Below are 23945 nucleotides of genomic sequence, written 5' to 3' on the forward strand. Positions count from 1 at the left end.
CCCGGCTTGTTCCATGCACACGAGGTCAAGGAGTTTGGTATGAGCACTTTGCAGCAAGCCTATATCGTCGCGGCGACTCGCACGCCTATTGGCAAGGCGCCGCGCGGCGTGTTGTCGCACCAGCGTCCCGACGATCTGCTGGCGCGGGTGATCCAGGGTGTGCTGGCGCAGGCGCCCAGCCTGGACCCGGCCGCGATTGAAGATGCGATCGTGGGCTGTGCGATTCCCGAGGGCCCTCAGGGCCTGAATGTCGCTCGCATAGGCGCCTTGCTGTCGGGGCTGCCCAGCTCGGTCGGGGGCGTGACCGTGAACCGGTTCTGCGCGTCCGGGCTTACCGCCATCGCCATGGCCGCCGACCGCATTCGCGTGGGCGAAGCCGATGTGCTCATCGCGGGCGGCACCGAATCCATGAGCCAGGTGCCGACCATGGGCGTCAGCACGTCGTTCAGTCCAGCTATTTTTGCGCGCGACGAGAACCTGGGCATTGCGTATGGCATGGGCCTGACGGCCGAGCAGGTCGCAGTGCGCTGGAAGGTATCGCGCGAGGATCAGGATGCGTTTGCGCTGCGTTCGCATCAGCGGGCGATTGCCGCGCAGCAGGCCGGCGAATTTGCCGATGAAATGCTGCCGCTCGATGTGATCAACCGGGTGCCCGATTTGCACACGGGCAAGGTGGCCGAGATCCACAAAATGGTAAGCCTGGACGAGGGCGCACGCGCCGACACCAGCCTGGATGCCCTGGCAAAGTTGCGGCCGGTGTTTGCGGCGCGCGGCAGTGTGACCGCTGGCAATAGTTCGCAGATTTCCGATGGCGCGGGTGCGCTGCTGGTGGTGTCCGAGCGCGCGCTCAAGACCCATGGGCTGACTCCTTTGGCGCGCTTTGTGTCGTTTGCGGTGCGCGGGGTGCCCCCCGAGATCATGGGTATCGGTCCCAAGGAAGCCATCCCCCGGGTCTTGAAACACGCCGGATTAAAGCTGGATCAGATGGGCTGGATCGAACTGAACGAAGCCTTCGCGGCGCAGTCTCTGGCGGTAATACGCGATCTGGGCTTGAATCCCGAGATCGTGAATCCAATGGGGGGGGCGATTGCCCTGGGGCATCCCTTGGGTGCAACCGGCGCCATCCGCGCCGCCACCGTCATACATGGCATACGCCGCCGCAAATTCGATTACGGCATGTTGACCATGTGCGTAGGCACAGGCATGGGGGCGGCAGGTATTTTCGAAAGGGTGTAGTTTAATCGTCTGGCCCGATTGAACGATCGTCCTTCAGGCCTCGCCGTTTTCCTCGAGTATCGCCATGACATTGCGCCCCGTGCGCTGCAGATGCTGCGTCAGAATCTGTGCGGCGAGTTCCTTGTCGCGAGCCATGGCCGCCTCGAAAATGGCTTTGTGTTCGGCAGGAACGTTCTCGTCGGGGGCATGCCGCGTCAGAAACAGCCGCCGGTAGCGGTCGCTCAGATCGTGCAGTGTGCCGCAAAAGCGCAGCAGCAAAGGCATGCCGCAGGCCGAAAACAGAGTCAAGTGGAAAACGCGATGCGTTTTTTCCCATTCGTCGGATCGCTCCCCTTTTTCTTCCAGGCGGGCCAGGCGGTAATACGCCGCCGTCAAGGCATCCTCCCAGGCTGCATCGCCGTGCAGGATCGATTCGTTCATGGCCATGACTTCCATTTGCGTGCGCAGGGTGGTGACTTCACGCAGGTTTTCCGCCGATACGGGGGCGACGCGGTAGCCGCGATGATCCGCGATCTGCACCAGGCCCTCCGCGGTCAGCCGAGTCAGCGCTTCGCGCAGCGGACTGAGACTGACCGCATAGTGGTGGCGCAGATCGTCCAGCCGCAGCTTGGTGCCGGGCGGGTACGAGCCTTGCAGGATCTCGGCGCGGATCTGAATCGCAAGTGCCGCCGTAAGCGACGCTCCGGCTTCCGGTGCCTGGGGGTCTGAAGAATTTTTCATACGGACGCCATTATGTTCCATGGCTATTTTAGCTGCATTATAAATAATCGATTAAAAATAAATAATCGATATTTTTATTGACATAGGCAATTTTATAGTCAAACATTGAGGCCTGTCGCAAGCCATGCACCGCGTTTTCGCAGCGACGTGGAAGTAGCGGCGCACCAATTCAAGACCTCAAGGAACCATGTATGTCCATAGCCGGAATCGATACGGAAATTGTCCGCAAATCCATGGGTGAGCCGCAGGGCGGCGCCTCCGCCGTGCAGCATGCGGCCGATACATACCGGGATTTGCTGGGCTTTCTGCCTCCGCGTGTGGAGGCCAGATTGCATGTAACGGGTGCGCTGGATCCCGTCTTGCTCGACCTGCAGGAACAGATTCGCTCCCACGCCATGAATCCTGCGTGCTTCGACCCCAAGACGGTGCAGTTGATGGTCTTCGGCATGCTGGTCGTCGATCTGAGCGATGCGGCCACCATTCACGGTATTGCGGCGCGGCGTGCCGGCGCCAGCTGGGAAGAAATGCAAGCGGTCGTGAGCCTGGCGTACTTGTTCCGGGGTGTTTCCGCGGCCAATCGCGGCGCCGATCTGCTGGCGCGGATCGCTGAACGCGAAGCGCAAAAGCCGGGCGGTGCGTAGCCGCGCACGTGCAGTGCCGGTTTTTATCTTCTTCAACTCAGAGGGTATTGCTCATGCAGGACTGTCCCGCTCCCGATCGTCACACCAAATCCCCGCGTTTCCAAATGCCGCCCGACGCATGCGACTGCCATGCCCATGTTTTCGGCCCTCAAGCGCGCTACCCGTTTTCGCCGCAGCGCAGCTATACGCCGGAAGACTGTACCGTGGAAGATTACGAACGACTCCTGGCCACGCTGGGCATTGATCGCGCCGTTATCGTTCATGGCGGTGCGCACGGCACTGACAACGAGGTCACCCTGAACGCCCTTGAGCGCATGGGGGCCAGGGCGCGCGGGATCGTCGTCCTGCCTCCCGGCAGTTCGCACGCCCAGCGCCACCGCATGCATGATCTTGGCATCCGGGGCTATCGCATGTCGACGGTGGTGGGCGGCGGCGTCGGTTTCGATCAGTTGGAAGCGCTGTCGGCCGAGGCAAAGGAGATGGGCTGGCACCTGGTACTGCATTTCAAGCATGCGAACGAACTGATTGAACTGGCTCCCCGCATACAGGCGCAGCATGTCGACTATGTGCTGGATCATCTGGCGCGCATTCGCGGAGATGAGGGGCTGGATAGCCCGGCGTTCGGCACCTTGGCCCGCCTGCTCGACACCGGGCATGCCTGGGTCAAGCTGGCCAGCCTGTATCGATTGTCGTCCCAAGCCTATCCGCATGCCGACATGCTGCCGATGATTCACCGGGTCGTGCAAATGTGGCCCGACCGGATCATTTGGGGCAGCAATTGGCCGCATCCCATTTGCCCGGTTTCCATGCCCAACGATGGCGATCTGGTCGACCTGATCCCCTTGTGGGTGCCGGATGCCGCCGCCCGACAGAAGGTGCTGGTCGACAACCCCGCCCGGCTATACAGTTTTTGACCCTGATTGCCGCAACACGTGCCGCCGGAAAGAGGGCATCGCAGAAAATAACGGAGACTAATATGAAGAAACAGATATTCCAGGCGTTCGCTTTTGCCGCCGCCTTGCTGGCCATACCCGCGGCACCCTCGCAGGCCGCCGCTTATCCCAGCGAGCCGATCAGCATTGTCGTGCCGTTTCCGCCCGGAGGCACTACGGATCTTGTGGCTCGTGTGCTGGCGGAAAAACTGGCTTTGCAATTGAAGCAATCGGTCATAGTCAAGAACCGCCAGGGCGCGGGCGGAAATATCGGCGCGGCGGAAGTGGCCCGCGCAAAACCCGATGGCTACACGCTGTTGCTATCGAGTGCGGGGCCGCTCAGCATCAATCAGCAGTTATATGCCAATCCGGGCTATGATCCCATCAAGGATTTCGCGCCGGTGTCGCTGGTGGCTTCGGTGCCGATCATGTTGGTCAGCAATCCGAAAGCGCCGTTTACCACTCTGGCCGGGCTGATCGCCTATGCCAAGGCGCATCCGGGCCAGCTTTCGTACGGATCTCAGGGTAGCGGCACGACCAGCCACCTGACCATGGAACTGCTGAAGCTGGATGCCGGAATCGATCTGCAGCATATTCCCTATCGCGGCAGCGCGCCTGCCGCGGCGGACCTGATCGGTGGACAGATCCAGGTCATGTTCGACAACTCGCCCACCACTTTGCCCCAAGTCAAGGCGGGTACCATGCGCGCGCTGGGCGTCGCATCCAGCCACCGCATACCCGAAATGAAGAATATCCCGGCCATTGCCGAAATAGTTCCAGGCTTCGAGTCCGAGGCCTGGTTCGGCCTGGTGGCGCCGGCAGGCACGCCGGCCCAAACGGTGGACACACTGAATGCGGCCGTTCGCCGGGTGCTGGCCGATCCGGCCGTCATTTCCCGTTTCAGGGCGGTGGGTGTCAATCTGGTGGGCGACTCTCCCAGCGAGTTTCGCCGGTTTATCCAGGCTGAAGTGGGTAAATGGGGCAAAATCATCAAGGCCACAGGCTTGAAGCTGGGGTAGCGCGCATTCGGCAGCCGGGAAAAGGAACTTTTGGCCCCAGGGCGGATCTTAAAATTAGCACTCTCGCTACCAGAGTGCTAATATAGAAACCTGCTTATTCCTTATTTCTTGAAGGGTCTGCTGCCTGATGACACAAAACTCGCAATCTTTGGCCTTGTCCAACTCCACTTTGGCCATGGCTATTTCCAACCCAGGTGCTTTAGGCACGATCGAAGCCTATATCAGCGCCGTCAATCGCCTGCCCTTGCTCACTCAAGAGCAGGAAGTGGCTTTGGGTCAGCGTTTGCGTGACGACTCCGACCTCGATGCCGCCCGTCAACTGATTATTTCGCATTTGCGGCTGGTCGTGTCCGTGTCGCGCCAGTATCTGGGCTATGGCCTGGCGCATGCCGATCTTATCCAGGAAGGCAATGTGGGCCTCATGAAGGCCGTCAAGCGCTTCGACCCCGATCGCGGGGTGCGCCTGGTGTCGTTTGCCGTGCACTGGATCAAGGCTGAAATCCACGAATATATCGTGCGCAACTGGCGTCTGGTCAAGGTGGCAACCACCAAGGCTCAGCGCAAGCTGTTTTTCAATTTGCGCAAGATGCGTCCCGACGGACAAACGCTCGATACTGAACAGGTCAGCGCCATTGCCCGTGAACTCAACGTTCGCCCCGAAGACGTCAGCGAGATGGAAGTCCGGCTTTCGGGCCGTGAAATGGCGCTCGATGGCCAAAGCGACGACGAAGATGCGTACGCACCCATTGCCTATCTGTCGGATGACGGGCAGCAAGAACCTTCGCGGGTACTTGAGCGCCGCGCACACGATACCCTGCATGGCGCGGGCCTGACCGGCGCACTCGATGGCCTGGATGCCCGCTCGCGCCGTATCGTCGAAGCGCGCTGGTTGCAGGACGAAGGCGGTGCGACGCTGCATGAACTGGCTGCCGAGTTCGGTGTGTCGGCCGAGCGCGTGCGGCAAATCGAAGCCGCCGCTTTTAAAAAAATGCGTGTGGCCCTGACGGCTTGAGTTCCTTTTACTTGCCGTGGCGCCGTTTGTCTGCGATGTGCCACGGCTTGGGCTGTGATATGACACATTTTGATACAAGGTGGCGGGAGAAACCGAGAACTTATTGCCGAAGAGCCTGACTAATCTTCCATAGACAGCGAACTTGGCACCTGCTGCCGGGTTCATGTTCTTGTCGTCCGTTTCGGCTTCTCCTCTTTCCCCTCCCTTTTGAAACGGATGTTTGCGGGACTCTCCACGAGTCCCGTTTTTTATGCGCGCCGCGCGCAGGCATTGAAAACAGTATTGCCCAATGACAGCCGGCGCTAAAAACAGAGATATGCATCAATCCCGATATAGAGATCTATGGGGCAGATAGGTGTTTCCATATTTCTTCCATAGGGGTTCTTCGGGCTGTATGACTCGTTTATCCAGTGGGGTCGGCAAATTTGCTTTTCACGTTTGGTTTGAGTTGTTTAGGGCACTCGAGTGTTTACGGCGTTCGATGTTTTGGTCGCTTTGGTATTTAAAGACGCCGTCTATCGGGGCTGGGGGCCAGGCCCGGCACGGCGTGCTTCATCCGGATTTAGCACGTCAAGGCGGGCGTCGGGCGAACTCGCGTCGCCCCGCGCTGCGGGACGACGCTCAGACAGCGCCCGCCGACTACCCCCGCCTTGCCGAGCTAAATCCGGCGCACGCCTTACGCCGGCCCTGGCCCCCAGCCCCGATAGACGGCTCACGTAATGGCATGCCTGGAATGAACTTGCCGGCCCAAGGTATACCTCGATGCATGACCTCACCGTTTCTCTCGGTGCATGCCTCAACGCGAGCCGCAGGGTGGGCGGTGCTGTGTAGTCCGGCGGTAGTCCAGCGCCGGGTGCTGACGAAGGGAAGGCGGGGGCCTTCGGCGGGCGCTGTCTGAGTGTCGCCCCGCGCCGCGGGGCGACGCGAGTTCGCCCGACGCCCGCCTGGACGAGGCAGACCCGGGTAGTCGGCTAGCGCAGCTAGCCGACCGCTGGACGTGCCGGACTACACAGCACCGCCCACCCTGCGGCGTCTTTATAGAACTACCACCGCGCCCACACAGCCCAATAGCCCAATAGCCCAATAGCCCAATAGCCCAATAGCCCAAGCCTAGCTGAGCAGTCCGGTGGGCGGCCTTGCCTCCCAGCCCAGCGCAGTCCAATTATCGAAATTATAAAAAAAACGCTATCCTACTTCGGACGTATGGCGCTTGATCGACTTTCCGCGCCTTGGAGGCGTCGCCCGAATGATGGCACCACATATAAATCGTCCCTGAATGCTTCCTGATGCTCCGGAAGCACAGGGTTTGAGGGATTGCAGATGCAGGTAGGATTTTGGGTATTCGGATTGGCAGGCCTGCTGGCTCTGGTATGTTTCATGCCACCGCTGGCCGGCCGCTTGCGGCTGCCTTATTCAGTACTGCTGGCCATTGTCGGATTCGTGCTGGGCATCATTATTCATGTGCACAGCTGGGCTCCTGTCATCATGTCGGATTTCCTCGATTCGCTGCAGCATTTCGAGGTATCGTCCGATACGTTTCTGTTTGTGTTCTTGCCGATTTTGCTGTTTGAAACATCGCTGGCGCTAAATGTACGTCGCTTGCTCGACGACATCGGCCTGATCCTGATGATGGCTGTTGGGGCCGTGGTCGTGTGCACCGTGGTGGTTGGATTTTCCGTCAATGCCGTATCCAATTACGGCCTGATCGTTTGCCTGATGCTGGGAGCCATCGTCGCCACCACCGACCCGATTGCCGTGGTGGGAGTCTTTCGCGAAGTGGGCGCGCCCAAGCGCCTGACGACCTTGGTCGAAGGTGAGTCGCTGTTTAACGACGCCGCATCGATTGCGCTGTACTCCGTATTGTTGACCACGCTATATACCGGCGGCGATATCTCGGTCGGCACCGTGTTCTGGAGCTTTCTGTTCAGCTTCCTCGGCGGCGGGGTAATCGGCTTTCTAATGGGGCGTCTCGCATGTTGGCTGATCATGTGGTTGCGTGGTTGGCCTACCGCCGAAATCACCCTGACCATTGCCTTCGCCTACCTGACCTTCTTCATTTCAGAACATTATTTCGGTGTGTCCGGCGTGGTGGCGACAGTGATTGCCGGCCTGGTGGTCGGGTCTACGGGCCGCACGCGCATGTCGCCGACGACCTTCGAACAACTCGAAAGCGCCTGGTCGCAGTTCGGTTTTTGGGCCAATTCGCTGATTTTCGTGTTTGCGGCCATGCTGATTCCACGGATGATGGCCGAGGTCAGCTGGGTGCAGGTGCTGCTGGTGCTGTTGCTGTTCGTGGCCACGCTGGCGTCGCGGGCGGTCATGGTGTTTGGCGTCCTGCCGGTGCTGGGCCTGACCCGTTTCGGCACCAAGGTCAGCCGTTCCTACCGCATCGTCATGTGTTGGGGAGGGCTGCGCGGCGCCGTATCTCTCGCGTTGGCACTGGCGGTTACCGAGCAGCACAATGTGCCGCACGATGCCCGGCAGTTCATTGCCGTGGCCACCACCGGGTTCGTGTTGATGACCCTGTTCATCAACGGCGTCAGCCTGCGGCCCCTGATCCGGCGCTTGCATCTGGACCAGCTGTCGCCCATCGAGCGCACAATACGCAACCAGGCATTGGTGGTGGCGCTTGAAGACTTGCAACACAAAACCGACGAGATTGCCCAGAAGGAACACATAGGCACAGAAGTGCAGGCCCGCATACGCGCCGTGTTCGACGCGAGCCTGGCCAGTGTGAACGATGCGCAGGTACGCCAGATGTCGCATGACGAAAAGGTGGCGGTAGGCCTGGCCATTGTCGCCGCACGCGAAGAGGAAATGTTTTTCGACGTGCTCAAGGCGCAGATCGTCGATTGGCGCATGGCGGAATCCCTGATGTCGCGGGCCGAGCGTATGAGCGATGCGGTGCGGGACGGGGGCCTGGCCGGTTTCGAGGCGGCCATAGCGGCCGATCTGCGTTATTCGACCGGGTTTCGCTGGTCTCTGCGCATGCACTATATTTTTGGATTCCAGGGCTGGCTGGCGCTTGAGCTGGCCTATCGTTTCATGAATCTCATGAGCAAGCGCTCGGTGGCGCAACGTCTTATCCTGTTTGCCCAGACAGAAATCCAGCCCCTGCTCGGCGAGGAAGCCACCAAGGCCATTGTTGAGGCGCACAGGCATCGCCTCGCGCTGCTTGAAAGTGCGATTCAGGCGCTCAATCTGCAATATCCCTCATTTGCCATGTGGCTGCAGGAATCGTATCTGGGACGCATGGCGCGCGCCCTCGAGAAGCTGCGCTACCGCGACATGCTGTCGGAGTTCCTGATCAGCGGCGAAGTCTACGCCGATCTGGTCCGGCAAATCGGCAGTCGCTGGGAACACATCGACAAGCGGCCTGCTCTGGACATTGCCATGAGCGCCAGCGACCTGATCAAACGGGTGCCTTTGTTCGAGGGAATTTCGCCCGAATCGCTCAAGGCGATCAGCAAGCTGCTCAAGCCGCGGCTGGCGGTGCCCGATCAGCCGGTCAGTGTGCAGATGGGGCGCATGCGCGCTATGTATTTCGTGGCTTCGGGTGCTGTATCGGTCGAGTTGCCCGACCGCACTACCATCGAATTGGGTACGGGCGAGTTTTTCGGTGAAATCGCGTTGATTTCAGGCAATGAATTCGTCTTGAATGTGCAATCGCTGGGCTACAGTCGTCTGTTGATGCTGATGGGGCGGGACTTCGATGCGCTGTTGGCGCGCGATGCGATTTTGCGTGAAAAGATCGAATCGGTCGCCAAGCAGCGCTTGCGGGCATTGGCGGTGTGGCAGGAATTCCAGTCTGGAGAGCGCCAATACGAGCCTTTGCCCGAGATGCATCCTCCGGCGGAGGAGCCCACGGTCAAACCGGCTGGCGACACATCGTAAGTGCTGGCGGGTTGGCGCATTTTTGGTTTGAGCGTTTACGGCGTTGAACGGGTTTCAGTGATTTTTGTTTGAGCTATTTTTAGGCTTATGCGATGGCTTTGGACTGTGTTGTTTGTATAGGCGGACGTAGTTCTATAAAGACGCCGCAGGGTGGGCGGTGCTGTGCAGTCCGGCACGTCCAGCGGTCGTGGTGCTACGCACCCCGACTGCCCGGGTCTGCCTCGTCCAGGCGGGCGTCGGGCGAACTCGCCCGGCCTCGCGAGGCCGGGCTCAGACAGCGCCCGCCGAAAGCCCCCGCCTTCCCTTCGTCAGCACCCGGCGCTGGACTACCGCCGGACTGCACAGCACCGCCCACCCTGCGGCTTGCGTTGAGGTAATGCATAGAGGTATATGTTGGGGAAGCCGCGTTTAGCCAATCGAGTCGTCAATCCATCAAGAAGTCAATCGAAGTAGATACGGCCACGTGATAGAGGCATGAGTGCAGGCACGTTAACGGTTCTATGGGTGCGGGCCCATTAACGGTAGGTGCAAGCGGGTAAATTCCGAGCATCCCGTGATGCAATTCCAGGCATGCCATTACGCGAGCCGTCTATCGGGGCTTGGGGTCAGGACCGGCGTAAGGCGTGCGCCGGATGCTACCGTAGGGAAGGCGGGGGCTTTCGGCGGGCCATGTTTGAGCGTAGCCGCGCCAGCGGCGTAGCGAGTTTGGCCCGACGCCCGCCTGGACGAGGTAGATCCGGATCAAGCACGCCGTGCCGGGCCTGACCCCAAGCCCCGATAGATGGCGTCTTTAAATACCCATCCACCGAATACCATAAACAAACACTTAAACAAAAAATGCGCTAATGCCGTGTCTGTTGACGGATGCGATCTCTTAAAGCAATTGCCTGATATCGCCGGCAATGACCTTGGCGGGAGCATTGCCGTTGAGCAGCACGCGTGCCTCGCCCTTTTGGTCGAGAATATAAAACGAAGAAGAATGGTTCATGTCGTATTCGCCAGGCGTCTTACCCGGCGCCTTGGCGTAGTAAGCCTTGAACGACTGCGCGGTTTTATGCAACTGCTCGTCCGAGCCCGTCAGTCCCACGAAGGTGGGATAGAACGCCTTGACGTATGCGCCCATGAGCGCGCCGGTGTCGCGTTCCGGATCGACGCTGATCATGACGACTTGCACTTTTTTCGCATCGTCCTTCAATAGCTGCATGGTTTGAGCCAGCTCGGCCATGGCGGTGGGACAGACATCCGGACAGTGCGTAAAGCCGAAGAACACCACCACCACCTTGCCTTTGTAGTCGGCCAGGGTGCGCACCTGTCCGCTGCTGTCCACCATGGCCATATCGCGTCCGAGATGAGTGCCGCTGATGTCCGTGCCCTGGAATTTGGGCTCGCTTTTACAGCCGGCCAGGGCCAGGGATAATGCGCCGGCGGCGGACAGGGCGATAAAGGTGCGGCGTTGGCTTGAATAGCGGGGCATGAGTAATCCAGGGCCGGTGGAAGTTCGCTGCGGCGTCTTCGCCCAAGGCGCAAGGACGCAGCGCGAGACCGGCAGTTTAAATCAGGTTGATCCAGTGATCGAGCAAGAGGGCGCCGAACAATAGCGCCAGGTACAGGATCGAAAAACGAAACAGCTTGCGTGCCAGCTCGTCGCTGTACTCCTTGTACAGGCGCCATGCGTAGGAGACAAACAGGCCGCTCAGAATGACAGCCGCCGCCAGATAGACAGGGCCGCTCATGCGGATGACGAAAGGCAGCAGGGTCGTGGCAAACAGCACCAGGCTGTAAAGCAGTATGTGCAGGCGGGTGAACTGCTTGCCGTGGGTGACGGGCAGCATGGGCAGCCCTGATTTGATGTAATCGTTGTTGCGGTACAGGGCCAGCGCCCAGAAGTGAGGGGGCGTCCAGATGAAGATGATCAGCACCAGGATCCAGGCTTCGGCCGGTACGGAATTGGCAACGGCCGCCCATCCCAGCGCGGGCGGCATCGCGCCGGACAGCCCGCCGATCACGATATTCTGGGGAGTCCGGGGCTTGAGGATAATGGTATAGATGATCGCATAGCCGACAAAGGTGGCGAATGTCAGCCACATGGTCAGCGGATTGACCCAGTTGTACAGCACCACCATGCCCAGCCCGCCCAGCAGCCCGGAGCCAGCCAGCACCTGTGTATTGGAAATTGTGCCGCGCGCCGTGGCACGCCTGGCGGTGCGCAGCATGCGCGCATCGATTTCCTGTTCGATCAGACAATTGATCGCGAAGGCGGCCGCCGCCAGCAGCCAGATGCCTATTGTCCCGGCGACCACATTGCGCAGGGCCGGCAGGCCGGGCGTGGCCAGGAACATTCCAATGATGGCGCAAAAGACGGCAAGCTGGGTTACGCGCGGTTTGGTCAGCACCAGATATTGACGCAACAGGCCGGGTTGGGAGGCGGTAGCAGTAATCATAGTGGTATTTTAGACCCTCCGGCGCGCGACAGGCGCACCAGAAGTGTGACACTGGCCAGCACCAGGCCGGCGGCGCCGCCGTTATGCAGCACGGCAATCAGCAATGGCCACTGGAAAAAGATCGTGGCCAGACCGGTGCTCAACTGGGCCAGAAGCAAGCCCAGCAGCAGATGGGCGGGGCCGCGCAGCCCGGGTTCGCGGCGCATTTTCCAGCCCAGCGTGCCAAGGTAAATAAACACGGCGAAGGCGAAATTGCGGTGCACCCAATGAATGGCGGTGAGGGCGTATTGGGAAATCATTTCGCCCGATGGAAGCAGGCCCAGGCCACGCACCAGGGAATAGCCGTCGCCGAAGTCCATCCGTGGCAGCCACTGGCCATGGCAGGTGGGAAAGTCCATGCAGGCCAGCGCCGCGTAATTGGTGCTGACCCAGCCGCCCAGGGCGATTTGCGTCAGCAGTAGCGCGAAGCCGACCGCCATCCAGGGCCGCCATGCCCGGGCCTGGATGGCAATGGGCAGGTGGCCGCGTTCGCGGGCGGCCAGCCAGGTCATGATGGCAAGCAAGGTCATGCCCAGCAGCAAATGGCTCGTCACGACAATCGGCATGAGCCTGTGAGTAACAGTCCAGGCCCCGAACGCGCCCTGTATGCAGACGGCAAAGAATGCGACAAAGGCCAGGCGCGGCGTGTTGCCCAGGCGTGCCCGGTAGCGCCAGGCCATGTAGACAATGGCAATGATCATCATGCCGAGTATCGAGCCGGCGTAGCGGTGGATCATTTCGATCCAGGCCTTGGAAAAACTGACCGCGCCGTACGGCATGGCCTGCAGGGCCTGTTCGATGTGGCCGCTGGCGCCGATGGGGGTGATTTTTCCGTAGCAGCCTGGCCAATCGGGACAGCCCAGCCCCGAGTCGGTCAGGCGCACGAAAGCGCCGAACATGATCAGGTCCAGCGTCAGAAACCAGGTCATGAAAACGAGTTTTCGATAGCGGGCTTGAATGCGGTCGATCATGGTTGCCTAGCCGATGCGCGAGTTGGCGAGAAGCTTTTTGAGGTCTCCGCGCACCTTGAGGGGATCGGCCTGATCGGGATATTCCATCATCAGATTGCCTATGGGGTCTATGATCCACATCGGCTTTTGCAAGGCGGCGCCGGCATTGGCCGCGTCTGCTTTGGGCGTCAGGTAGGCCGCCAGGCTCTTGGGGTCGGCGCGGACGATGATAGTGCCTTTGTAGGCTTCAAGAATCTTTGCGGGAATGGGGGCGTCGTCGGTAACGAACCAGACGCGTGTCAGGCGTTCCACTTCCTTGCCTTGGCTGGCGTGCGAATTGCGCAGGATGAACAGTTTCCTGACGCAGGATTCGGGGCATGCTCCCTGGTCGGCCGAGAGCAGCACCCATTTGCCGTGCAGGCTTTTCAGGTCGAAGGGCTGGCCGTCCAGCGTACGCAAGGACAGATCGTTTGCGGCCGGCACAGGGCGTTGCGGCTGGATCAGCGTGCCGTAATTGCTTTCGCCATCGGGGCGCAGGCCCAGGCCGGGAACATAATAGGCCAGCAGGGCAAAAATAACCGGGGCCAGACACACCAGGAGCACGCCGATCAGAGGCTTGATCGAGCGCGGCTTGAGCGGTTGGGCTGGCGTAATCGGGTTGGAGCTAGACACGTGGATTCCTTGAGTAATTCAGATTCGATATTCAGGTTTGGGCCGGTGGCGGGCTTTTGGGGGCGGGCGTTTTGCGGCGGCGCAGGGCGCCGACGGCCGTAACCAGCCACGCAATGCCCGCTATGGCGGCAAATGTGAACCATTGCATGGCATAGCCGATGTTCTTGTCGGCATCCAGAGAGGGTTGAGGCCATTCTCGACCAAGGCCGTCGCGGTCGTCCGAAGTCTGTTCGACGACTGTCGGCAGCAATTTTAAGCCAGTGGACTGCGCATAGGCATGCAGGTCCAGATTCTGGATCTGCGGCAAGCTGTGGCCGGGCAGCGGCAGTTTCGCCGGAAGCCGGTCCGCCGTGCTGTGATTGAAAGACCACAGCTCGAATAGCCGGGGTACCCGATCGACCAGTTCGCCGCTCAGGGTATGCGTGCCTTCAGGAGCGGGTATGGGGGGCAGCGTTTGCCCGGGGCCCAGGGGGCGGGCGAGCCATCCGCGCAATACCAGCACGGCTGTATGGGTACTCGCATCGATCAGCAGGGGCGTGGCGACCCAGTAGCCCGGCATACCCTTGAAATTGCGGTTTTCGAGCAGCACTGTAAATGAGTTCAGCCAGGTGCCGCTGGCCGAGATCTTGCGCCAATTGATGAATTCACTGTCGGGTGTATTGGCGTTAAGATGCAAGGGTATGTGTTGACGCCCCGCGTCGATGGCCTGGCTTATCGCGTGCCGCTCGTCTGCCCGGCGCAGTTGCCAGTTGCCCAAAGAAACAAAAGCGGCAACCAGGACGCCCAGCAAAATAAGGGTGGCAATAGTATGGGTAGTCGTGTGCGTGCGTGCCATGTCTGCAATAATTCCAGTTTTACCGGAGGCTGATATGCGTTTCGTAGTAATCCTGGCTTTTCTGGGGATCTTGGGAAGTCTGGCCTCGGCCCTGTTCTATCTGATGCATGACAAGAGCGGTACGAATCGCACTGTCAATGCCCTGACTGTGCGTATCGGCTTGTCGATAGCCTTATTCCTGTTTGTGCTGTTTGCCCACTACATGGGCTGGATTCAAGCCACCGGAATCCCACAACAGTAAGGGTAGCCGAAAGTCAGAAAAAAGGGCCGGCAGCGCCAGCCCTTTTTGCGGTTCAGGCCGTTAGCCGATCAGAACCAGTATACGAACAAATACAGACCTAGCCATACCACATCGACAAAGTGCCAATACCAGGCTGCGCCTTCAAAACCGAAATGATGATCGGCCGTAAAGTGGCCCTTGATCAGGCGCAGCATGATGATGGTCAGCATGGTGGCGCCGAGAATCACGTGAAAGCCGTGAAAGCCGGTCAACATGTAGAACAGCGAGCCAAAAGCGCCTGAGTTGAAGCGCAGATGCAGTTCGGTGTAGGCATGATGGTATTCGTAGGCCTGGCAAGCCACGAACGAGAAGCCCAGAATCACGGTTACCAGCATCCAGAAGATGGTCTTGCTGCGATGGCTGGCGCGCAGCGCATGGTGGGCAATGGTAAGCGTCAGGCCCGAGGTAAGCAACAGGGCGGTATTGATGGTGGGCAGCCAGAACGGGCCCACCGATTCGAACGGCGTAATGGTTCCCGCCGGCCCGAAATTGGGCCAGGCGCCGGTAAAGTGCGGCCACAGGAAGGTTTGATGATCAAGATTGCTCAACCAGGGCGTGGTGACTTCGCGCACATACCAGAGCGAGCCGAAAAACGCCGCAAAGAACATGACTTCGGAGAAAATGAACCAGGCCATGCTCCAGCGATAGGAGTGATCCACGCGCTGGCTGTTCATGCCCCCTTCGGATTCGCGGATTGCGTCGCCGAACCAGAAAAACAGCACGACGAACAGGCTGAGTATGCCGACAAGGAACAGCCAGAAGCCCGTTTGATAGCTGTTGATCCAGAGGGCGGCGCCGAGCAGGACCATAAATAAACAGAGGGCCGCCCGGATGGGGTGGACCGAATCGGGGGGCACGTAGTAATAAGGTGCCGCCGTGCCTTGGGCCGAGTGGCTTGCACTCATGGTTTTTCTCCTGATGCGAATATATAAAACTGAAAGTGTTAGGTCACGCTCGTTACGACCCACCGGGCGATCAAGACCAATCCCCCGACGAACAATAAGGCCGCAAGCGCGCCCGCGATGATGAGGTGGACCGGATTGAGGTTGGCGATATCCTGGTGATAATCTTTGCCTTTGCGCACGCCGAAAAACGCCCAGGACACCGCTTTGATAGTCTGGAAGAAATTCAGCTTGCGCTGCGAAAGCTCGTGGATATCTTTGCTCATGCCGGTCTGTCAGCTCATCATCATGAGGCCGCCACGCCAGAAGCACCACGCGAAGATCGCAATGACGATCGCGGCGAGTGCCAGTCCGGTGTAGCGGTTGCGGCGGCGTTGTTCAGGAGTCATGACTATGATCTTACTTGACGATAGGGGGCGTTACGAAAGTGTGGTAAGGCGCAGGTGAAGGTATCGTCCATTCCAGGCTGGTAGCGCCTTCCCAAGGTTTGGCCGGTGCAGGCTCGCCGTGTCCGGACCAAGCCTTGAGCGCAACGTACAGAAAGATCAGTTGCGACAGGCCGAACCAGAACGCGCCAATGGTCGCTACCTGGTGGAAGTCGGTGAACTGGGCCGGATAGTCGGCGTAACGACGCGGCATTCCGGCCAGGCCCAGGAAGTGCATGGGGAAGAACGTGACGTTGAACGAAATCATGGTGGACCAGAAATGCCATTTGCCGAGCTTTTCGTCGTACATGCGGCCGGTCCATTTGGGCAGCCAGTAATAGGCGCCGGCAAACATGGCGAACAGCGAGCCCGCCACCAGCACGTAGTGGAAGTGCGCCACCACGTAGTAGGTGTCCTGCACCTGGATATCGATAGGCGCAATGGCCAGGATCAGGCCGGTAAAGCCGCCGATCGTGAACACGAAGATGAAGCCGATCGCAAACAGCATGGGCGTTTCGAAGGTCATGGACCCGCGCCACATGGTGGCTACCCAGTTGAAGACCTTGACGCCCGTGGGAATCGAGATCAGCATCGTTGCGTACATGAAATACAGCTGCGCGGTGACCGGCATGCCGGTCGTGAACATGTGGTGGGCCCAGACCAGGAACGACAGGATGGCGATCGAGGCGGTGGCATACACCATCGACGAGTAGCCGAACAGTTTCTTGCGGGCAAATGCCGGCACGACCTCTGACACGATGCCGAAGGCCGGCAGAATCATGATATAGACCTCGGGATGCCCGAAGAACCAGAATACGTGCTGGTAAAGTACCGGGTCGCCGCCGCCGGCCGCGTTAAAGAAGGTGGTGCCGAAATGGCGATCGGTCAGCAGCATGGTGACGGCTGCAGCCAGCACGGGCATGACGGCGATCAGCAGGTAGGCGGTGATCAGCCAGGTCCAGCAGAACAGCGGCATTTTCATGAGCGTCATGCCAGGCGCACGCATGTTCAGGATGGTGACGATGATGTTGATCGCACCCATGATCGACGAAGCGCCCATGATGTGCACTGCGAAAATCGTGAAGTCCATGCCGGGACCCATTTGCAGCGACAGCGGTGCGTACATGGTCCAGCCGGCGGCATTGGCGCCGCCGGGAGCGAAGAAGGACAGCGTCAGCAAGGTGGCCGCAACCGGCAGCAGCCAGAAGCTGAAGTTGTTCATGCGGGCGAAGGCCATGTCGGACGCGCCGATTTGCAGCGGAACCATCCAGTTGGCAAAGCCCACGAAGGCCGGCATGATCGCACCGAAGATCATGATCAGGCCGTGCATGGTGGTGAACTGGTTGAACAGCTCGGGCTGGAAAAACTGTAGCCCGGGCTCGAACAATTCCGTGCGCAGCAGCAAGGCCAGCGTACCGCCCTCCAGCAGCATGAAGAACGCGAAAATCAGGTACATCGTCCCGATGTCTTTGTGGTTCGTGGCGAACAGCCAGCGCCGCCAGCCGTGAGGCATGGCATGGGCATGGTCTTCATGGCCATGACTGGCTGGAATGTGATCGGCAGTAATACTGCTCATGGTGGACTCCTTCCTACTCAACCGGAGCGCCGAGTCGCGGCTGCTCCGATAATAAACTTACGATTTGTTGTACGTTCGTCCGCTAGCTTAGCGCAAAGCCTTGACGTCTGCAGGCTGAACCACCGGATCCGGGCCTTTGCCTGCATTGCTCCATGCGTTGCGGGTATAGGTGATTGCGGCGGCGATTTCAACATCGCTCAGCTGGTTGCGCCAGGCCGCCATGGCGGTACCGGGGTGGCCGTTGAGCACGGTAAGGATTTGCCCTTTCATGGGGGCGAGCACGAATTTCGCATCGCCGTCCAGTGCCGGGAAAGTACCGGGGATGCCCTTGCCGTTGGCCTGGTGGCACGCAACGCAATTGGCGCCGAATACTTTTTCGCCACGAGCGACAAGTTCTTCTTTGGTCCATTTCTTGTTGGGGTCGTCAGCCGCGCTGGCCATGGCTTTTTTCTGGTCGGCGGCCCACTTGTCGTAGTCTGCCTGCGACACGACTTTGACGACTATAGGCATGAACGCGTGATCTTTGCCACAGAGTTCGGAGCATTGGCCACGGTAGGTGCCGACTTTTTCAGCACGGAACCAGGTATCGCGCAGGAAGCCGGGAATGGCATCCTGCTTGACGCCGAAGTCTGGCACGGCCCAGGAGTGAACCACGTCGGCCGCGGTAAGCACGACACGAACTTTCTTGTTGACGGGGACGACCATGGGCTTGTCGACTTCCATCAGGTAGAACTGGTCGCGAGGCGCCTTGCCCTGTATTTGTTCGCGGGGCGTGGCCAGGTTCGACAGGAACTCGACGCCGGCGGCGGGGCCGTCGGTATATTCGTATCCCCATTTCCACTGGTAGCCCGTTACCTTGACGGTCAGGTCGGCGCTGGAGGTGTCTTTCATGGCGACCACGGTGCGGGTCGCAGGCAAGGCCATGCCGATAACGATGAGGAAAGGGATGATGGTCCAGGCGATTTCGATGGCTGTGTTTTCATGGAATTTGGCGGCTACCACACCACGCGACTTCCGATGCATGATGATGGAATAAAGCATCGTGCCAAACACACCGATGAAAATGATGGTACAGATAATCAGCATCATCCAGTGCAACCACATCACATCGTGAGCGATTTCTGTTACCCCCTGGTGGAGGTTGAGCTGATTGACCTTGGGGCCGCCGGGCATATCTTTAACCTGCGCACTGGCAACGCCCGCTAGCAGCAATGCGCCAGTGCCCAGTAACCCTCTCAACTTCTTCATTCTGACCTCGAAATACGGCGTGTTTTCACCAAAAAAAGACGTGCAGCAATCACAGGCTTTTCCGGAGAACACATAATGATTGGATGGCAGGCATGAAAAAGATGCGCCTCAGACTGCCCGCTCGAATTACTTAGAGACCGCAGAATTATAGCGAACATGCGAGGATCGTGCGTTGCCCGGTCAGCGGATGCCCGTTTCAATTCCATGCAAGTTGTGCCATTGACAACACGCTTACACTACAATTATTACATGAATGACTTACACGTCGGCTCGTTTACTTCGGCGATTAACGAGCGTTATCAACAGCTTGGACATCAGGCTCAGCAATTGCCCCCAAAGGGGTCGCGCCCGCTTACCGTGTCGGGGCGCGTATCGGGCTGGGTTACAGCAAAGGCCACTCATGCGCTGGTGGGCTTACCCGGGGTTCATGTCGAAGACGAAGCGGTTCACATCACCGCGGCCTCATCGCAGCGCATTCCCCTCAAGGCGGTACTGGCGCGGGTTGCCGTCACCTTGCGAGACGCCGGCTGCGCGCGCGGATGGCGCGATGAGCTGCTCGATGTCGTGGGCGAGGGGCGCACCCTCTCTGCGATCGAGCGAGCGGCCATGCGGCCTTTGGGTCTGCTGACGCGAGCGGTGCATTTGAATGCCTGGACGCTCAGGGGAAATCTCTGGATTGCGCGTCGTGCGCTTAGCAAAGCCACGAATCCCGGACTGTGGGATACCCTGGTCGGAGGCTTGGTGGGCGCCGGCGAAAGCCTGGATGATTCCTTGTTGCGCGAGAGCAACGAAGAGGCCGGCCTGGTGCCCGCCGAGCTTGAGGGCCGTTCGCCGTTGCGCATGATCATGCGCATGCACAGGCGCTTGCCCGAGGGTTATCAGGTCGAGGACGTGCTGGTCAGCGATTGTGTTCTGGCCGATTCCGTCAAGCCCGAGAACCAGGACGGCGAAGTCAGCGAAATCCGCAACGCCCCGGTCGACGAAATCTGGTCGCTCATCAAAGCCGGTGAATTCACACTGGAAGCTGAGCTGGTCATACTCGAAGGCTTGAAAAAGCGGATCGGCAACGCCTGAGCCTGCCAAGGCTCTATCGCACCGGCAGGGGCGTTCCTTGTGGGCTTCGCGGTTGATGCACCGGCCTGAACGAGTGGCGTAAAGCCCCTTTACGAAGCCTGCTGCTCGTGCCAGACGGCCAGGGCATTCTGGGCGGCGGCCCCCAGCGTGTTCGTGTCGACCTCGCGTTGCGCGCTGAAAATCATCAGGGCATAAGGCTCGGCCAGGGCCGATGCTTCCGGGCACAAGGACAGCTCGTCCCCGGCCGAGGGTGAGCGCGTCCGCCAATAATTGATCGCCGATTCCAGTTCAGCCAGAGTATAGGAAGTTTTCATGGAGATTAAGGATTAGACGCTGGGGCAGAGTTCAGTTTAAGCTTACGACACTGCTGTTTGGGAGCATTTGTAGTGACTAGGAGCCGTCATGACCACGCAAAATAGTAACCCTTTTGTTCTACCTGGCTTGGGCCAGAGCGGCGACTTGGGGAAAAACCCCCTGATGGCCAGCCTGGAAATGATGCGGCAGGCATGGCAAGGCATGTCGGGTCCTGGCGGCTTGAGCCAGTCCGCCATGGCGGCTCCGGCGAGTCTTGACGATCTGGATCGCCGTATTGCCGATCTGCAAACCGTTGAAAACTGGCTGCGCATGAATTTGTCCATGCTTTCCAGCACTATACAAGGCATGGAAGTGCAGCGGGCCACCATCGCCACTCTTAAAACCTTTATGAATGCAGGGGGCGTTGGCGTCGCGTCTGCACAGGGGCCTTCACCGCTGGAAGTAGCGTTGGGGCTCAAGCCGGCCGGTGCGTCGGCCGCCCAGGCGCCCGCTGCCGAAAAAGACAAGCCTGCCGCCGCGCCGCAGGCCCAAGCTGACAGTGCAAAGAGTGAACCCGGGGCGCAGGCAGATCAACCGGATCTGGCCGCCATCCAGTCGAGCACTCAGGGTTGGTGGAATATGCTGCAAAAACAGTTCGACAGCCTGGCGGCGGCGACTGCCGCAACCATGCAGGGCGCCGAGGCTGCCGCGGCCCAGGCCGGCGCATCGGCGGCTTCGCCCGATTCAACAGCACATCGGCCTGCGGCCAAAAAGACAGCAGCCAAGCCCGCGGGGTCGTCCCCGCGGGCACCCCGCAAGCGCGCCGCGGCTGCCAGGAAGGCGAATCCTTGATGCGCCGGTAACGCAGCGGCAAGGCCGCATACGCAAAGGCAACATGATGCGGCCTGCGGGCGTGCTGCGTCCGCAGGCCCGATCGGTTAATGTTTGTTTTCCACGATTCGTTTTTTATTGATCGACTTATCCAATGCTAAATATAGTTATTCTGGCTGCCGGCCTCGGCAAACGCATGCAGTCCGACCTGCCTAAAGTTTTGCATGCCCTGGCAGGCAAACCCATGCTGGCTCATGTGCTCGACAATGCTCGTCGACTGAACCCCGACCGCATTGTGGTGGTGGTCGGCCATGGCGCCGAGCGGGTGCAGGCCGATTTTTCCGGGCAAGCCGATCTGCAATTCGCGCTGCAGCGCCCGCAACAAGGTACTGGCCACGCCGTGCAGCAAGCCGTGCCGCTGCTGCTTGAACAGCACGATGCGCACGATGCCACCCTGGTGCTGTATGGCGATGTGCCTCTGGTGCAAACCGAAACCTTGCAGCGCCTGCTCCAAGCGCGCACCGATGGCATGGCCGTGCTGACTGAAACCTTGTCCGACCCCAGCGGCTACGGGCGCATTGTACGCAATGCCCAGGGACTGGTACAGCGCATTGTCGAGCACAAAGACGCAAACCCTCAGGAACACGCCATTAATGAGGTCAATACCGGGATTCTGGTAGCCCCGACGGCACGCCTGAAAGATTGGCTGTCCCGCATCGACAACAAAAATGCGCAAGGCGAGTATTACCTGACCGACGTGGTCGGCTTGGCCGTGCACGACGGTGTCGCCGTCAATGCCGCGCAGCCCGGCGCTTCCTGGGAAACGCTGGGTGTCAACAGCCGCGTGCAGCAGGCGCAGCTCGAGCGCATCTGGCAGGGCGAGCAGGCGCGCCGCCAGCTTGAACAAGGTGTTACGCTGGCCGACCCGGTGCGTTTCGACTTGCGTGGTTCGCTGATTTGCGGACGCGATGTCTTCATCGATGTGGGTTGCGTGTTCGAAGGGTGCGTCGAGCTGGCCGACGGGGTGCGTGTCGGGCCGCATTGCGTGCTTAAAGATGCGCGCATCGGAGCCGGAACGCATATCGATGCATTCAGCCATATCCAGGAAGCGGTAGTCGCCGACCAGGCGCGTATTGGCCCTTATGCGCGTTTGCGTCCGGGGGCCGATATCGGTTCGCAGGCCCACGTCGGCAATTTTGTGGAAATCAAGAAAAGCCGCCTCGGCCAGGGCTCCAAGGCCAATCATCTGGCTTATATCGGCGATGCGCAAGTGGGTGCGCGGGTCAATATTGGCGCGGGCACCATCACGTGCAATTACGATGGCGTGAACAAGTTTCAGACTATCATCGAAGACGATGCGTTCATCGGCTCCGACTCGCAGCTTGTCGCGCCGGTGCGCGTGGGGCAGGGGGCTACGCTTGGTGCCGGCACCACCCTGACCCGCGATGCCCCCGCGCAGCAGCTTACGATTTCCCGCCCGGCTCAACAAACCATCGCGGGTTGGGCCCGTCCCAGCAAAAAATCCTGATTGTGGCCGACTCTACTGGTTCTCATAAAAAAACGTCGTCGGCCGACGGTCTGGACGCGCCCAGGCGCTACTGGGCCGTATTGACGCTGATGTCGGCCATGTCGGTGGCGACGCTGGACGCGACGGTCGCCAACGTGGCTTTGCCCACGATTGCCCACGAACTGTCCATCGACCCGGCGTCGGTGGTGTGGGTGGTCATCGCCTATAGCCTGATGGTCGTTGTGTCCTTGCTGCCGCTGTCGGCGGTGGCCGAACGCATCGGATTCCGGCGCATGTTCGGGCTGGGCATTACCGTGTTCATGCTGTCTTCACTGGCGTGTGCCTTATCGACATCGCTCGTCGGCCTGGTTTCCGCGCGGATTGCCCAAGGCCTGGGCGCCGCCATGCTGATGTGCCTGTTCGGCGGCCTGGTGCGCAATATTTATCCTTTGCGCAAGCTGGGCTTCGGCATCAGCCTGAATGCCATGTTGGTAGGGGTCATGTCGGTGCTGGGGCCCACGATCGGCGCCTTTATCCTGAGCGTGGCCTCGTGGCCCTGGATCTTTGCGATCAATGTGCCGATCTGTCTGCTGTCTTATCTGGGCATCCGGTTCTTGCCCGATGTGCCGCGCAATCAGGTGCGCTTCGACTGGGTGGCTTGCGCGCTGAGCGTGCTTGCCTTCGGCCTGTCCATTGTTGGCCTGGACGCCCTGGTCAAGGATCCAATACATGCGGCCTGGTGCCTGGCTGTCGCCGGCCTGGCCGGTTGGGTGCTGATGCAGCGCTCGCGCGGCCAGACGGCGCCGCTGGTGCCTGTCGATCTGTTGCGCATCAAGCCTGTGGCCTTTGCCGTGGCGGCGTCGGCCTTTTCGTTTGCCGCGCAAATGGCCTCCTTTGTGTCCCTGCCTTTTTATTTCCAGAAAGTCATGGGGCATAGCTATACCGAAGTGGGGGTGCTGTTGGGGGTCTGGTCCCTGGCCGTGGCTATCATGGCGCCCATAGCGGGCGTGATGTCAGACAGGTTTCCGGTAGCCATTTTGTGCGCCATCGGAGCAGGCTGCATGGCGCTCGGCCTGGCAATCACGATTCTCTTGCCTTTGCATGTGGGTTTTGGCTGGGTCATGGGGGCCATGTTCTTTGGAGGCGTAGGCTTTGGCTTTTTCCAGACTCCGAACAATCGCGCCATGTTGGCCGGGGCTCCCAGGAATCGCAGTGGGGCGGCCGGCGGCATGCAGGCCACCACGCGCGTATTTGGCCAAAGCTCCGGCACGGCGCTGGTCGCCATCGCGTTCACGTCCAGCGCCGCGCATGGCGCCATGCTGGGTGTCGTAGCGGCGATTGTATGTGCCGTGACGGCCTTGTTCATTAATATCGTGCGCCATTTGAACCCTGTTGCGGATCTGGATTTATAAGGCCT

The 23945-nt window shown here is 59.9% G+C and carries 23 protein-coding genes; 11 read left to right on the forward strand and 12 right to left on the reverse strand.

Features of this window, described 5'->3' with window-relative positions:
* Nucleotides 1-39 precede the first annotated feature (39 nt).
* Complete coding sequence (locus tag LSG25_RS17335; RefSeq protein WP_232742132.1) at nucleotides 40-1236, forward strand: acetyl-CoA C-acyltransferase; 1197 nt, start codon at nucleotides 40-42, stop codon at nucleotides 1234-1236.
* Nucleotides 1237-1269: 33 nt separating this feature from the next.
* Here LSG25_RS17335 and LSG25_RS17340 read toward each other — a convergent pair whose 3' ends face one another.
* Nucleotides 1270-1956: a GntR family transcriptional regulator gene (locus LSG25_RS17340; protein ID WP_232742133.1), complete on the reverse strand. Its 687-nt coding sequence runs from the start codon at nucleotides 1954-1956 to the stop codon at nucleotides 1270-1272.
* Nucleotides 1957-2147: 191 nt separating this feature from the next.
* On the opposite strand from LSG25_RS17340, the gene LSG25_RS17345 reads away from it, so the two are divergent.
* From LSG25_RS17345 to LSG25_RS17365, 5 genes are all read left to right on the forward strand, one after another.
* Complete coding sequence (locus LSG25_RS17345; RefSeq protein WP_232742134.1) at nucleotides 2148-2597, forward strand: carboxymuconolactone decarboxylase family protein; 450 nt, start codon at nucleotides 2148-2150, stop codon at nucleotides 2595-2597.
* A gap of 53 nt (nucleotides 2598-2650) precedes the next feature.
* Nucleotides 2651-3511, forward strand: a complete 861-nt coding sequence (locus tag LSG25_RS17350; protein WP_232742135.1) for an amidohydrolase — start codon at nucleotides 2651-2653, stop codon at nucleotides 3509-3511.
* Nucleotides 3512-3573: 62 nt separating this feature from the next.
* Nucleotides 3574-4548 carry a tripartite tricarboxylate transporter substrate binding protein gene (locus tag LSG25_RS17355; RefSeq protein ID WP_232742136.1) on the forward strand — a complete coding sequence of 325 codons (975 nt, stop codon included), beginning with the start codon at nucleotides 3574-3576 and terminating at the stop codon, nucleotides 4546-4548.
* A gap of 127 nt (nucleotides 4549-4675) precedes the next feature.
* Nucleotides 4676-5560 (forward strand): RNA polymerase sigma factor RpoH, encoded by an 885-nt coding sequence (gene rpoH, locus LSG25_RS17360; protein WP_232742137.1) that lies wholly within the window; start codon nucleotides 4676-4678, stop codon nucleotides 5558-5560.
* Between the two features lie 1320 nt (nucleotides 5561-6880).
* On the forward strand, nucleotides 6881-9454 hold the full coding sequence (locus LSG25_RS17365; protein ID WP_232742138.1) for a cation:proton antiporter: 2574 nt from the start codon (nucleotides 6881-6883) through the stop codon (nucleotides 9452-9454).
* A gap of 874 nt (nucleotides 9455-10328) precedes the next feature.
* Here the strand turns inward: LSG25_RS17365 and LSG25_RS17370 are convergent.
* From LSG25_RS17370 to LSG25_RS17390, 5 genes are all read right to left on the reverse strand, one after another.
* Nucleotides 10329-10928, reverse strand: coding sequence for an SCO family protein (locus LSG25_RS17370; protein WP_232742139.1), 600 nt, complete (start codon nucleotides 10926-10928; stop codon nucleotides 10329-10331).
* 76 nt (nucleotides 10929-11004) lie between these two features.
* Nucleotides 11005-11895 carry a heme o synthase gene (cyoE, locus tag LSG25_RS17375; RefSeq protein WP_232742140.1) on the reverse strand — a complete coding sequence of 297 codons (891 nt, stop codon included), beginning with the start codon at nucleotides 11893-11895 and terminating at the stop codon, nucleotides 11005-11007.
* The gene (locus LSG25_RS17380; RefSeq protein WP_232744746.1) at nucleotides 11892-12902 is read right to left on the reverse strand and encodes a heme A synthase; all 1011 of its coding nucleotides are present in this window, start codon (nucleotides 12900-12902) and stop codon (nucleotides 11892-11894) included. The genes cyoE and LSG25_RS17380 overlap by 4 nt, the downstream gene beginning before the upstream one ends.
* A gap of 9 nt (nucleotides 12903-12911) precedes the next feature.
* Nucleotides 12912-13556 carry a hypothetical protein gene (locus tag LSG25_RS17385; RefSeq protein ID WP_232742141.1) on the reverse strand — a complete coding sequence of 215 codons (645 nt, stop codon included), beginning with the start codon at nucleotides 13554-13556 and terminating at the stop codon, nucleotides 12912-12914.
* A gap of 31 nt (nucleotides 13557-13587) precedes the next feature.
* Entirely contained in the window at nucleotides 13588-14391 is an 804-nt protein-coding gene (locus LSG25_RS17390) for an SURF1 family protein (protein WP_232742142.1), read from the reverse strand.
* 34 nt (nucleotides 14392-14425) lie between these two features.
* On the opposite strand from LSG25_RS17390, the gene LSG25_RS17395 reads away from it, so the two are divergent.
* A complete protein-coding gene (locus tag LSG25_RS17395) occupies nucleotides 14426-14632 on the forward strand; it encodes a twin transmembrane helix small protein (protein WP_232742143.1) in 207 nt (68 codons plus the stop codon).
* 68 nt (nucleotides 14633-14700) lie between these two features.
* On the opposite strand, the gene LSG25_RS17400 is transcribed toward LSG25_RS17395, so the two are convergent.
* From LSG25_RS17400 to coxB, 5 genes are all read right to left on the reverse strand, one after another.
* Nucleotides 14701-15576, reverse strand: coding sequence for a cytochrome c oxidase subunit 3 (locus tag LSG25_RS17400; protein ID WP_232742144.1), 876 nt, complete (start codon nucleotides 15574-15576; stop codon nucleotides 14701-14703).
* A gap of 38 nt (nucleotides 15577-15614) precedes the next feature.
* Nucleotides 15615-15839 carry a DUF2970 domain-containing protein gene (locus LSG25_RS17405; protein ID WP_232742145.1) on the reverse strand — a complete coding sequence of 75 codons (225 nt, stop codon included), beginning with the start codon at nucleotides 15837-15839 and terminating at the stop codon, nucleotides 15615-15617.
* A gap of 9 nt (nucleotides 15840-15848) precedes the next feature.
* Complete coding sequence (locus LSG25_RS17410) at nucleotides 15849-15962, reverse strand: cytochrome oxidase small assembly protein (protein ID WP_232742146.1); 114 nt, start codon at nucleotides 15960-15962, stop codon at nucleotides 15849-15851.
* Nucleotides 15963-15972: 10 nt separating this feature from the next.
* Complete coding sequence (gene ctaD / locus LSG25_RS17415; RefSeq protein WP_232742147.1) at nucleotides 15973-17574, reverse strand: cytochrome c oxidase subunit I; 1602 nt, start codon at nucleotides 17572-17574, stop codon at nucleotides 15973-15975.
* A gap of 87 nt (nucleotides 17575-17661) precedes the next feature.
* A complete protein-coding gene (gene coxB / locus LSG25_RS17420; protein ID WP_370635904.1) occupies nucleotides 17662-18747 on the reverse strand; it encodes a cytochrome c oxidase subunit II in 1086 nt (361 codons plus the stop codon).
* A gap of 324 nt (nucleotides 18748-19071) precedes the next feature.
* Between coxB and LSG25_RS17425 the strand changes: the two genes are divergently transcribed.
* Entirely contained in the window at nucleotides 19072-19896 is an 825-nt protein-coding gene (locus tag LSG25_RS17425; RefSeq protein ID WP_232742149.1) for an NUDIX hydrolase family protein, read from the forward strand.
* Between the two features lie 89 nt (nucleotides 19897-19985).
* Here LSG25_RS17425 and LSG25_RS17430 read toward each other — a convergent pair whose 3' ends face one another.
* Nucleotides 19986-20210 (reverse strand): DUF3717 domain-containing protein, encoded by a 225-nt coding sequence (locus LSG25_RS17430; RefSeq protein WP_232742150.1) that lies wholly within the window; start codon nucleotides 20208-20210, stop codon nucleotides 19986-19988.
* 88 nt (nucleotides 20211-20298) lie between these two features.
* Between LSG25_RS17430 and LSG25_RS17435 the strand changes: the two genes are divergently transcribed.
* The 3 genes from LSG25_RS17435 (at nucleotide 20299) to LSG25_RS17445 (ending at nucleotide 23940) form a co-directional block, all read left to right on the forward strand.
* Complete coding sequence (locus LSG25_RS17435; RefSeq protein WP_232742151.1) at nucleotides 20299-21042, forward strand: PhaM family polyhydroxyalkanoate granule multifunctional regulatory protein; 744 nt, start codon at nucleotides 20299-20301, stop codon at nucleotides 21040-21042.
* A gap of 133 nt (nucleotides 21043-21175) precedes the next feature.
* A complete protein-coding gene (gene glmU / locus LSG25_RS17440) occupies nucleotides 21176-22549 on the forward strand; it encodes a bifunctional UDP-N-acetylglucosamine diphosphorylase/glucosamine-1-phosphate N-acetyltransferase GlmU (protein ID WP_232742152.1) in 1374 nt (457 codons plus the stop codon).
* Nucleotides 22546-23940: an MFS transporter gene (locus LSG25_RS17445; RefSeq protein ID WP_370636017.1), complete on the forward strand. Its 1395-nt coding sequence runs from the start codon at nucleotides 22546-22548 to the stop codon at nucleotides 23938-23940. Before glmU ends, LSG25_RS17445 begins: the two co-directional genes overlap by 4 nt.
* The last annotated feature ends 5 nt before the right edge of the window (nucleotides 23941-23945 follow it).

This window comes from Paralcaligenes sp. KSB-10, from assembly GCF_021266465.1.
GTDB lineage: Bacteria > Pseudomonadota > Gammaproteobacteria > Burkholderiales > Burkholderiaceae_B.